An 11,820-nucleotide genomic window follows, 5' to 3' on the forward strand; every position below is an offset into this window, starting at 1 on the left:
GATGCCGGACATGTCATCAGTGACGGTGTGCACTCGAGGGGGTTTCCATGGATGATCTTGACGCACAGATACAACGATCCGCGCCGCGCGCTTTCGGAGAGGATGCGGAAGCCGCCGAGTACGCTCGTTTCGTAGCCCAGGAGGCTGCGTCCCGAGCACGACCTTCCGGCTTGAGATCCCGATACAAGCGCTACCTCAGCCTCCTGGGTGTGACCGCCGGACTCTTCACGGTCGGTGTGAGCGCTGCGGCGGCGGCCCCGGCTGTGCTCGACTGGGTCGGCTGGACACCCGAAGCCACGGTGCAACGATCGTTCGACATCGGCGAGGACGGCGCGGTGTGCCAGCTCGTTGCGCGAGTGGTCCCCGAATACCGGAACATCAGCACGGCTGAGGCCGATCGCCGCACTCAAGAAGCCCGCGTCTTCCTGACCGAATACGACTGGGACAGGGTCGTCGCTTCGATCACCACAGCAGACATCGACGCAGCGCTCGCCATCGAACAAGCTCGACGCACGGAACTGGCAACGATCGCCGAGGTAAATGGAACCACGCCGCCGCCAGCTGCAACCCCGGAATCCGTGGCCGGAAACCTGATGGCGACGAAGATCTTCGATGCATTCGAGAAGGCTGGCTTCCTGCGGACTGGGACCTCGATCGACGTCGCCGGCGACTGTGGCGAGACCGCGGAGGATGCGCAGTGACCGACGCGAAACGTCGCGCCCGCCAGGAACGACTCGAGAGACTTCACCAGGACAACGCGGCCGATGTGCTCTCGTTCCTCGGCCGACGGGTCACGACCCCGGCAGACGCCGCCGATGCGCTGAGCGAGACCTTCATCGCAGCATGGAGACACATCGATCGGATGCCAGCGGACCCCGTACAGGCGCGGATGTGGCTCTTCGGAGTCGCACGCCGGGTGGCGTCGAATGCCCGCCGCAGCTCTGATCGCAGGGACGCACTCACCGCTCGTCTGGGCGAACACCTCGAAACGCTCCAGCCGACGCAGACGGACGACACCACCGAATCCGTGCTGGCGGCTATCTCCGAGCTCCCTCGGAATCAAGCAGAACTGATCAAACTCGTGCTGTGGGACGGGTTCACGGTCATCGAGGCAGCAAGCATCGTCGGTGTGCGTGAGTCGACTGCCCGTGGCCGATACCAGCGCGCGCGTCTGCGTCTCCGCCAGCTGTTGCGGGATCCGGGCGAGCAGGACGTGCGCGTTCGCGTCCCGCTCGAGAAATCGGCCGCGCATGTCGACCATTGATCGAGGACGTCTGCTTGTCGATTCCCTCGACCTCCGACTGCAGCGGATCCATCCGTTGAGGGCGATCAAGCCGCTCTGGCTGGCTCAGCCCGCTCTCGTGTCGAAGATCGCCCGAACCAGATCCACAGGGGGCGAGCCGTGGCGAGGATGAGCACCGCGAACAGGCTCTGATTGATGACGCCGAACCACGACAGTCCGCCGAGCAGAACGAAGACGGTCCAGTTCACCGCGATGTCAGCGACGATCACCGCGATGCCGAGCACGATGCCGGCGCGCCGCCGAAGGATGATCAGCACCGCGGTGATGGGGTCCAAGACCGTGAGTGTCACCCAGAACAGCCGGACGCCGGGCGGGAAACCGCCGTAGACGTCCAACCCGCCGAGGATCAGATCCGCGGTGTGCGTGGTCGTTCCGATCAGGAAGCCGATCACCCACAGGATCTGGAACACGCGGAGCGTTCGTACTGATGGGGCGAGAGCGGTCACCCGGTCATGCTACCGAGGAAGCACAGGCAACCGGGCGGGACGCGATCCGAGAACACCCTGCCGTCGGATGGGACACGGGGTCCGACTCGATGGTCGTGCTCGAGCGCTCCGAGCGTGTTCGGGACGGGCCGCAGGGCCCGCCCCGAACCGCATCAACCCTTCGTGGCGATGCTCACCACGCGCGGGGCACGCACCACGACGTTGACGATCTCGCGGTCGCCCACGGAACGCTGCACCGCCGCACTCGCGCGCGCGAGCTGCTCGAGCTCCTCGCCGGAGATCTTCGGCGACACCTCGAGCCGGTCGCGGACCTTGCCGTCGACCTGCACCACCGCGGTCACCTGGTCCTCGACCAACAGCGACCGGTCGGCCTTCCGCCACGGCACCAGCGAGATCGACGGCTGGTAGCCGAGCTTGGCCCACATGTCCTCGGCGGTGAACGGTGCGAAGAGGTCGAGCGCCATGGCGGTCACCTCGGCGGACTCGCGCACCGCGGGGTCGCCCGCACCGGGCCCGGCGTCGATCGCCTTCCGCGTCGCGTTGACGAGCTCCATGAGCCGTGCCACGACGACGTTGAACTTGCCCGCCTCGATGAGCCCGGGAGCCTCCGCGAGGAAGTGATGCGTGACCTTCCGCAGCTTCTCGTCGCCGTCCTTCCAGGCGACGTCGGGCGAGCTGGTGACGTCGTGCGCGACCCGCCAGGCGCGTGCCAGGAACTTGGCCGACCCGGCAGGCGAGACGTCCGCCCAGTCGATGTCGTCCTCCGGAGGACCGGCGAACGCCATCGTGACGCGCAGGGCGTCGGCGCCGTACGACCGCAGCTCCTGGGCGAACTCCACCAGGTTGCCCTTGCTCTTGCTCATCTTCGAACCGTCGAGGATGACCATGCCCTGGTTGAGGAGCGCGCTGAAGGGCTCGGTGAAGCCGACCTTGCCGAGGTCGAACAGGACCTTCGTGATGAACCGTGAGTAGAGCAGGTGCAGGATCGCGTGCTCGACACCGCCGACGTACTGGTCGACCGGGGCCCACTTGTCGGCTTCCTTCGGGTCGAACGCGATCTCGTCGGAGGTCGGGTTCAGGAACCGGAGGAAGTACCACGAGCTGTCGACGAAGGTGTCCATCGTGTCGGAGTCGCGCTTCGCAGGCTTCCCGCACGACGGGCAGTCCACGTTGATCCAGTCCTCGGCCGCCGCGAGGGGGCTCATGCCCTTCGGACGCAGGTCGAGACCCGCGGCGTCCGGCAGCCGCACGGGGAGCTGGTCCTCGGGAACCGGCACCTCGCCACAGGCGTCGCAGTGGATGATCGGGATCGGCGTGCCCCAGTAGCGCTGTCGCGAGATCAGCCAGTCGCGGAGGCGGTAGTTCTTCGTCTTCGCGCCGAGGCCGCTCGATGCGAGCGCGGCCGTGACCTTCGGGATCGCGTTCGCCTTACTCAGGCCGTCGAAAGGGCCGGAGTTCTTCAGGCGACCGTCGCCCGTCAGCGCGACACCCGTCTTGGCGGGATCGATCGACGGGAGGTCCTCCGGCAGCTCACCGTCGACGATGATCGGGATGGCACCGGTGACGGGCTGGGTGGTGTCCACCACGACGCGCACGGGCAGGTCGAACGCCCGCGCGAAGTCGAGGTCGCGCTGGTCGTGCGCGGGAACCGCCATGATCGCCCCGTGACCGTAGTCGGCCAGGACGTAGTCGGCCGCCCAGATCGGCAGGCGCTCGCCACTCAGCGGGTTGATCGCGTAGCGCTCGAGGAACACGCCGGTCTTCTGGCGGTCGGTCGCGAGCCGCGCGATCTCGCTCTCACCCTTGACGCTGTCGAGGTAGGCCTGGAAGCGCCCCTTGATCTCGTCGGAGGTGTCGGCGACGAGCTCGGCTGCGAGCTCCGAGTCGGGCGCCACGACCATGAACGTCACGCCGTACAGCGTGTCGGGGCGCGTCGTGTACACGGAGACCGGCTCGGCACGACCCTCGATGGAGAACGAGACGTCCGCACCGTTGGATCGACCGATCCAGTTCCGCTGCATGCTGAGGACCTTGGCCGGCCAAGTGCCCTCGAGCTGGTTGAGGTCGTCGATCAGGCGGTCCGCGTAGTCGGTGATGCGGAAGTACCACTGGGTGAGCTTCTTCTTCGTCACCTCGGCGCCACAGCGCTCGCAGTGTCCGTCGACGACCTGCTCGTTGGCGAGCACGGTCTGGTCGTTCGGGCACCAATTGACAGGGCTCGCCTTGCGGTACGCGAGGCCCTTCTCGAACAGCTGGAGGAACAGCCACTGGTTCCACCGGTAGTACTCGGGGTCGCTCGTGTGGAGCTCGCGGTCCCAGTCGAACGAGGGGCCGTACTGACGGAAGCTGGCCTTCTGCTGCGCGATGTTCGCGTAGGTCCACTCGCGCGGATCGACACCGCGCTGGATGGCCGCGTTCTCGGCGGGGAGACCGAACGAGTCCCAGCCGATCGGGTGCAGGACGTTGAAGCCCTGATGACGCCAGTACCGCGCGACGATGTCGCCGAAGCCGAACGCCTCGGCGTGACCCATGTGCAGGTCGCCCGAGGGGTACGGGAACATGTCGAGCACGTACTTGCGCGGACGTTTGTCGGCAGGGTCGCCTGCCGCGAAGGGCTTCAGCTCGTCCCAGACGGGAAGCCACTTCTCCTGGATCGCCTGGAAGTCGTACCGCTCGCCGTCTCGGCGGTCGTCGGTGTTGCGCTCGTCTGACACGTCACTCTCAATCACTGCAGGTGCTGGGGGTGGAATCCCGTGGGTTGCTCGCACGGCGCTCGGCCGCAGGATGGACGGGCTGGAGCGCACGACGGCGCTCCGTCCAACGGTCAAGCCTACCGGGATTCGGCAGGCGGACGTCCGACGCCGAGTGCCGCCAGCGGGGCCGCCGCCTTGGTCCACGTCTCCTCGAGCTCCTCCCGGGCGTCGGACAGCGCCGTGATGCCGCCACCCGTGCCGATCGAGGCACCCTGCGGATCGATCACGATCGAGCGGATGACCATGGCGAGGTCCATCGATCCGTCCGCGGACAGCAGGCCGAAGGCACCGGCGTACACCCCGCGCGGTCCCGCTTCGAGGTCGTACAGCAGCTCCATCGCCCGGCGTTTCGGGGCCCCGGTCATCGATCCGGCCGGGAACGCGACCTCGACGACGTCGAGTGCGTCCAGCCCTCCGCGCAACCGTCCTTCGACGGTGCTGACGAGTTGGTGCACCTGCGGGTAGCTCTCGACGTGATGGAGTGCCGTGACCGCCACGGAACCCAGCTCGCAGACTCTGGAGAGGTCGTTCCGCATCAGATCGACGATCATGAGGTTCTCCGCGCGCTCCTTGGGACTCGCGAGCAGATCGGCGCGCTGACGGGCGTCCTCCTCGGGATCGGCACCTCTCGGCCGGGTCCCCTTGATCGGCTTCGTCCGGACGCGGCCGTCGGCCGAGACCTCGAGGAACTGCTCCGGAGACGCGCTCGCGAGACTGATCGAACCGAACCGGAGGAAGCCGCCGTGGTGCGTGGGGCTCGTCGTGCGCAGCCGCAGATAGGTCGCCAGCGGGTCGTGGACCCCGTCGACGCGCAGGTGGTTCGTCAAACACAGCTGGTAGGCGTCCCCACGGGTGATGTGCTCCTGGCACCGCTCGACGAGCCGCACGTATGCGACATCGCTGTGACGGGGCGCGCAGACCCCGCCGGCCGCCTCGGCCACGGGAGGAGGCTCGGTCGCCGTACTCAACCGCTCGACGGTCGTCGCGATCCAGTCGGGATCGTCCGACGAGATCGTCACCGTCCGCGCCGCATGGTCGAACCGCACCTGGTCGTCGAGGCGCAGGAAGAGCGCGTCCGGGGAGGCGGCCGCGTGTGCCGGAACCCCGACGAGACCGGCCCCCGACTCGTAGCCGAACCACCCGACCCAATCGCCCGGGTCGTCGTCGGCACGCACGGTACGGAGGGCGTCGAGCATCGTCGTCCGGTCGACCGAGGCGGCCACCGGGCTGACGCGCTTCACCGTGCCGAGCCGGACGTCCGCCACGAGGCGTTCGGTCCCGCGCCCGATGAGACTGACGCCGGTCCGGGCGCCCTGGCCCGAATCCAACCAGGCAGCCCAGGGCTCGTCAGCGAACACGCGTCGGTAGACGTCCTCCGGCTCGGACCAGGCCGGGAGGAGGACCTGCCGGCGCGCTCCGGTGGATCGCATCAGCCGACGGCCGCGATCGGCGGCGCGACGATCCGAAGGCGACCGGTCACGAGGTCGTCGGGAACCGGCGTGTGCGAGATCACGATGACCGCACGACCCTCGGATCCCGCGACACCGAGCAGGTCCTCGAGCAGGGCGGTCGCGCGCTCGGGATCGACGTTGGCGGTCGGCTCGTCGAGCACGAGCACGGGGAACTCGCGGAGGAGCGCACGGGCGAGGGCGATGCGTTGCGCCTGCCCCCCGGAGACGAGCGCGCCGTGCTCCCCCACCGGGCGGTCGAGCCCGCCGCGCTCGGCGAGCCAGGACGAGAGCCCGACCCGCTCCAGCACGGCCTCGAGCTCAGCGTCGTCGGCCGTGTCCCTGGCGAAGAGGAGGTTCTGGCGGATGTCGGCGTCGAAGAGGAACGGACGCTGCTCGACGAGCCCGACCGACTCGCGCAATGTATCCGGGCGGAGGTCGCGTGCCTCGACACCGCCGACGCGGTACCCACCCTCGTACTCGAGGAAGCGGACGAGGGCGTGCGCCAGGGTGGTCTTCCCGGCTCCGCTGTCACCTTCGACAAGCAGCCGGTCGCCGGCCGACAGCCGGAAGCTGATCGGTGCGAGCGCCGCCGCCGTGCTCCCGGGCCACCGTGCGCTGAGGTTCTCCGCCTCGAGCATGACGCCGTCGAACACCGGCGTGAGGATGCTGCCGGTCTCCTCGTCCGGGATCTCGTCGGGGCGCTCGCTCGGGACCGCGTCCGCCACGCGCTCGGCGCTCGCGACCGCTTCCCGCCAGGCCCCGAAAGCCAGGGGCACCATCGCGCAGACCTCGAACACGGCGAGCGGGACGAGGACGATCACGGTGAGCGCGGGGCCGCCGATCGTTCCCAACGCCGGCATGCCTGCCCAGAGCGCCGCGACGACGGACGCCCCGGAAGCCAGGGAGAGGACGGCGCCGGCAACCCCGGCGCCCGCGGCCCGCCGCACCATCGCGCGCGTGAGTGCCGCGTCGGCATGTTCGATCCGTGCCCGCGCGGCGTCGACAGCGCCGTAAGCGGTCAGCACGTCGAGACCGGTGACGAGCTCGAGCAGGGCTTCCGACAGTGCACCGCGCAGCGGCGCGAGTTCGCGTTCGGCGCGCGCCGCCACCCGACTCACGAGCAACCACGAGACGAGGAACGCCGCGACGAGGCAGACAGCGAGCGCGATCCCGGCGGCCGGGAGCAGCGCGGTCGTGAGGATGACGGAGGCGCCGGCGACGACGCCCGAGACCACCAGCGGTTGGACGACCCGCAACGGCACGTTCTGCAGCTCGTCCACGTCGGTCACCAGGCGGGTGAGGAGGTCGCCGCGGCCGGTCAGCTGCAGTCCATCGGGAGCCACCGGGATGACGCGTTCGATCATGCCGGCGCGCAGCTGCGCCAATTGACGGAATGCAGCGTCGTGGCTGAGCAGGCGTTCGAGGTACCGGAAGGACGCCCGGGCCAGCGCGAATGCGCGCACCCCGACGACGGCGACACCCAGCTCGACGATCGAGGGCTGCTCGGCGGCCTTCGTGATGAGGAACGCGCTCGAAGCGAGGAGGGCGACGGCGGCCCCGGCGGAGAGGATCCCGGCGAGGAGACCAGGGACGAAGCGGCGAGCCGGCGGCTGCGCCAGTCGGATGATCTGTCGGACGCGCTCATCCATGGAGCATCACCTCGTCGTCCTGGACGCGTTCCGACCGCACGCGGATCTCGAGCACGGCATCCGCGTGTTCGACGATCGAGGGTCGGTGGGTGATGACGATGACGGCCGCCCCGGCCCGAGCGGCGTCGCGCGCGGCGTCGATGACGAGCGCCTCGGACGCGACGTCGAGTGCCGAGCTCGGCTCGTCGAGCAGCAGCACAGGCGTTCCGGCATCGACGGGGGTGCGCCGCAGTCGGTAGAGGGCCCTCGCGATCGCGATCCGTTGCGCCTGCCCACCGCTCACGCCGTCGCCGACCGCGCCGATGGGGTGTCCGAGTGGCAGCGCGGACAGCCCGAGTGCCGACAACGCCTCGACGATGAGCGCCTCGTCGGGTGCGTCATCGCCCAGCGCGACGTTGCTGCCGACCGACCCCGCGATGAGGACTGGACGCTGCGGCGCCCACGAGAGCCAGCGTCTTCCACCGGGCGTGGGCGGCACGCGTCCGCCGTCGTGCAGGATCGATCCGGTGGCGTTCACGAATCCGAGGATCGCCGACGCCATGCTCGTCTTCCCGGCTCCGCTGGCGCCGACGACAGCCGTCACCACGCCGGCCGGGAACGTCGCGTCGAGGTCGTCCAGTACCCGCAGCTCGTCGTACTGCACGCCGAGACCGTCCAGTACCAGGCCAGACGTCCGGCGAGCGGAGTCGCCGACCGTTGCCGAATCGCCGACCTGATCAGGAGCCGACGGCGATTCGCGCACGGCCTTCGCTTCGTCGAGGATCTCGAAGACCTCGTCGGCGGCGGTGACGCCCTCGGCAGCCGCGTGGTAGTTCGCACCGACGTTCCGCAGTGGCAGGAAGGCCTCCGGGGCCAGGATCAGGACGAAGAGCCCCGTTCCGAGGAGGAGCGAGCCGTCGAGAAGCCGCAGGCCGATGCCGACCGCGACCACGGCGACCGCGAGACTCGACAGCAGCTCGAGGGCGAAGCCGCTCACGAACGAGAACCGCAGGACCTTCATGGTCTCGACGCGGTATTCCTCGGTGACGGTTCGGATCCGCTGCACCTGCCGGTGCTGCCGTCCGAACAGCTTGAGGGTCGCCATGCCCGCGACGAGCTCCAGGAACCCGCGCGACAGGTGGGCCAGGGTCTCCCACTGGCGCCGCTGCACCGCCTGGGTCGCGAATCCGATGAGGATCATGAAGACCGGGATGAGCGGGAGCGTCACGATCACCGTGATGCCGCTGAGCGGGTCCTGGATGAAGATCACCGCCGCGATGATCGGCATGGCGATCGCCGTGAGGATGAGCTGCGGGACATAGCGACCGAAATACGCGTCCAGGGCGTCGAGCCCGCGGCCCGCCACGGTCGTCAGTGCGGCGGAGCTCCGACGCGAGACCCACCCCGGCCCGAGCGTCTCGAACGCGCCCGCGAGGGCCCGCCGCAACTGACTGCGGACGATCGCGGAGCCACGGGCGTTCACCGAGTCGGATGCCAGGACGGTCCCGGCACGCAGCACCACGATGCCGATCAGCAGCCAGAGCGACGGCAGGAGCTCCTCGACCGGATCCCCCGCGATCGACCGGGACACGAGCTGGGCCACGAACCAGGCGAACCCGAGCGTGCAGGCGGTCTGGACGAGCGCGATGACCGCACCGAGTCCGAGGACCGACCGGGCTCCGCGGGCATAGCGGAGCAGTCGCGGATCGAGGGGGCGCACGATGACAGGTTAGTGCGCGGCGGCTTCGATGTGCTTCCGCGTGATGCGCTTGCGGAACACCCAGTACGTCCATCCCTGGTAGGCGAGGATCAGCGGCAGGAAGATCAGGGCGGTCCACGACATCACCGTGAGGGTGTACTCCGTCGAGGAGGCGTTCGCGATCGTCAGGCTGTTCGCCGGGTCGTTGCTCGCCGGCATCACCGCTGGGAAGAGCGCGGTGAACAGGGTGAGCACGGCCGCGGCGACGGTCACGGCCATGAGCGCGAACGCACGGCCTTCCAGCCCTCGGCTGTTCGCGAACCAGGCGCTGATGAGCGAGACCGCGGCGATGGCCGCGAGGATCAGCACCGGGAGCGAGAAGTGCGCGAGGACGGTCCACCCGAGGAACGACGCGGCGAGGAGGATGGCGACGAGCCCGGCTCGGCTCGCGAGGCGGCGGGCGCGCTCGCGGATGTCGCCCTCGGTCTTCAGCGAGGCGAACACGGCTCCGTGGGCGAAGAAGAGCACGAGCGTCGTGAGACCCCCGAGGATGCCGTACGGGTTGAGCAGGGTGAAGAGCGTGCCGGTGAAGTTGTGGTCGGCATCGAGCGGGACGCCCTGGACGATGTTCGCGAAGGCGACGCCCCAGAGGAAGGCCGGCAGGGCTGAGCCGACGATGATCATGAGGTCGAAGCGCCGCTTCCAGGAGGCTTCCGGCCGCTGGTGCCGGTACTCGAACGACACCCCTCTGATGATGAGCGCGAGCAGGATGAACAGCAGCGGGAGGTAGAAGCCGCTGAACAAGGTCGCGTACCACTCGGGGAACGCGGCGAAGAGGCTCGCCCCGGCGACGATCAGCCAGGTCTCGTTGAGGTCCCAGACCGGCCCGATGGTGTTGATGAGCATCCGGCGGTCGGTCTCGTCCTTCCCGAGGAAGGGGATCGTCATGCCGACGCCGAAGTCGAAACCGTCGAGGACGAAGTAGCCGACGAACAGTGCGGCGATGATCCAGAACCAGAGAATCGTGAGGTCCATGATGCGCTCCTAGTAGACCGTGGTCGCGGGGGCGGCGGGCTTCTGCACGCCGTCCTCGTCGGGTTCGGACAGCTCGATCGGGTCGGGCCCGGCCTTGATCGTCTTCTTCAGGAGTCCGAACTCGACGACGAGCAGCGACCCGTAGACGACGGTGAAGGCGATCAACGAGATCAGGACGTCGAGCCCAGTGGTGTTCGGCGAGACCGCGTCCTCCGTCTTCAACAGGCTGAAGACGATCCACGGCTGGCGGCCCATCTCGGTGAAGACCCAGCCCATGGTCATGGCGAGGAACGGCATCGGGACGGCCCAGACCGCGACGCGCCACATCCAGCGCTTCGGCTCGCGGCCCTTGCGGGTGAACCAGAGACCGGCGGCCGCGACGAGCATCGAGGCGAGGCCGAGACCGATCATCCAGCGGAACGCCCAGTAGGTGACCCAGATGACGGGCGAGTAGTCGCCCGGACCGTAGAGCTGGGTGTACTGCGCCTGCAGGTCGTTGATGCCCTCCACCGTGCCGTCGAAGGTGTGGGTCGAGAGGAACGACAGGAGGTACGGGATACGGATCGAGAAGAGCTCGTGGACGCCGTCGGGCGTGCCGAGGGTGAAGATCGAGAACGAGGCGTCGGCACCGCTCGCCGTGTTGTACATCGCCTCCGCAGCCGCCATCTTCATCGGCTGGGTCTCGACCATGGCCAGGCTGAGCTGATCGCCGGCGAGCATGGTGGCACCACCCGCGAGAAGCATGCTCCACGCACCGACCTTGAGCGCCGGGCGCATCGCCTCGACGTGCTGGCCCCGGGCGAGGTGCCAGGCGGCGGCGGTGATGATGACGGCTGCGGAGACCATGAAGCACGCGAAGATCGTGTGCGGGAAGGCGGCCAGGGCGACCTTGTTGGTCAGCAGCTCCCAGATGTTCGTGAGCTCGGCGCGGCCGCGCTCCTCGTTGATCCGGAAGGCGACCGGGTTCTGCATGAAGGCGTTCGCCGCGATGATGAAGTAGGCCGACAGCACGGTGCCGAGCGCCACGATCCAGATGGTGGCGAGGTGGAGCTTCGGCGACAGCTTGTCCCAGCCGAAGATCCAGAGTCCGATGAACGTCGCCTCGAGGAAGAACGCGAGCAAGCCCTCGAGTGCGAGCGGGGCGCCGAAGACGTCGCCGACGAACCTGGAGTAGGTGGACCAGTTCATGCCGAACTGGAACTCCTGGACGATGCCCGTCACGACGCCCATGGCGAAGTTGATGAGGAAGATCTTCCCGAAGAATCGGGTGAGCTGCAGGTAGTGCAGCTTGCCGGTCCGGACCCACGCGGTCTGGAACCCGGCGACCGTCACCGCCATGCCGATGGTGAGCGGCACGAAGATGAAGTGGTAGACGGTGGTGAGGCCGAACTGCCATCGGGACAGCAGTAGCGGGTCGAGAAGGTCGTTCACGATGAACACTCCATTTTTCGCGGCATCCAGGGAAGGCGGCGCAGGTGCGGCCCGATCGGGGTGGTCATCCCCGT

General features: G+C 68.5%; 9 protein-coding genes. 2 read left to right on the forward strand and 7 right to left on the reverse strand.

Features of this window, described 5'->3' with window-relative positions; genetic code table 11:
* Positions 1 to 47 precede the first annotated feature (47 nt).
* Positions 48 to 701, forward strand: coding sequence for a hypothetical protein (locus tag ACZZZB_RS01270; protein WP_463528802.1), 654 nt, complete (start codon positions 48 to 50; stop codon positions 699 to 701).
* Complete coding sequence (locus tag ACZZZB_RS01275; protein ID WP_202939579.1) at positions 698 to 1,264, forward strand: RNA polymerase sigma factor; 567 nt, start codon at positions 698 to 700, stop codon at positions 1,262 to 1,264. The genes ACZZZB_RS01270 and ACZZZB_RS01275 overlap by 4 nt, the downstream gene beginning before the upstream one ends.
* Positions 1,265 to 1,329: 65 nt before the next feature.
* Here the strand turns inward: ACZZZB_RS01275 and ACZZZB_RS01280 are convergent, their stop codons facing one another.
* From ACZZZB_RS01280 to ACZZZB_RS01310, 7 genes are all read right to left on the reverse strand, one after another.
* Positions 1,330 to 1,749, reverse strand: a complete 420-nt coding sequence (locus ACZZZB_RS01280; protein WP_463528803.1) for a hypothetical protein — start codon at positions 1,747 to 1,749, stop codon at positions 1,330 to 1,332.
* 152 nt (positions 1,750 to 1,901) lie between these two features.
* The gene (leuS, locus tag ACZZZB_RS01285; RefSeq protein WP_463528804.1) at positions 1,902 to 4,463 is read right to left on the reverse strand and encodes a leucine--tRNA ligase; all 2,562 of its coding nucleotides are present in this window, start codon (positions 4,461 to 4,463) and stop codon (positions 1,902 to 1,904) included.
* Between the two features lie 116 nt (positions 4,464 to 4,579).
* On the reverse strand, positions 4,580 to 5,932 hold the full coding sequence (locus tag ACZZZB_RS01290) for an anthranilate synthase component I family protein (RefSeq protein WP_463528805.1): 1,353 nt from the start codon (positions 5,930 to 5,932) through the stop codon (positions 4,580 to 4,582).
* Positions 5,932 to 7,602: a thiol reductant ABC exporter subunit CydC gene (cydC, locus tag ACZZZB_RS01295; RefSeq protein WP_463528806.1), complete on the reverse strand. Its 1,671-nt coding sequence runs from the start codon at positions 7,600 to 7,602 to the stop codon at positions 5,932 to 5,934. Before cydC ends, ACZZZB_RS01290 begins: the two co-directional genes overlap by 1 nt.
* Positions 7,595 to 9,301: a thiol reductant ABC exporter subunit CydD gene (gene cydD, locus ACZZZB_RS01300; RefSeq protein WP_463528807.1), complete on the reverse strand. Its 1,707-nt coding sequence runs from the start codon at positions 9,299 to 9,301 to the stop codon at positions 7,595 to 7,597. Before cydD ends, cydC begins: the two co-directional genes overlap by 8 nt.
* 9 nt (positions 9,302 to 9,310) lie before the next feature.
* Positions 9,311 to 10,315 (reverse strand): cytochrome d ubiquinol oxidase subunit II, encoded by a 1,005-nt coding sequence (gene cydB / locus ACZZZB_RS01305; RefSeq protein ID WP_064295578.1) that lies wholly within the window; start codon positions 10,313 to 10,315, stop codon positions 9,311 to 9,313.
* 9 nt (positions 10,316 to 10,324) lie between these two features.
* The gene (locus tag ACZZZB_RS01310; protein ID WP_079003899.1) at positions 10,325 to 11,746 is read right to left on the reverse strand and encodes a cytochrome ubiquinol oxidase subunit I; all 1,422 of its coding nucleotides are present in this window, start codon (positions 11,744 to 11,746) and stop codon (positions 10,325 to 10,327) included.
* Positions 11,747 to 11,820: the final 74 nt, after the last annotated feature.

Source organism: Plantibacter sp. AC185 (assembly GCF_979258065.1).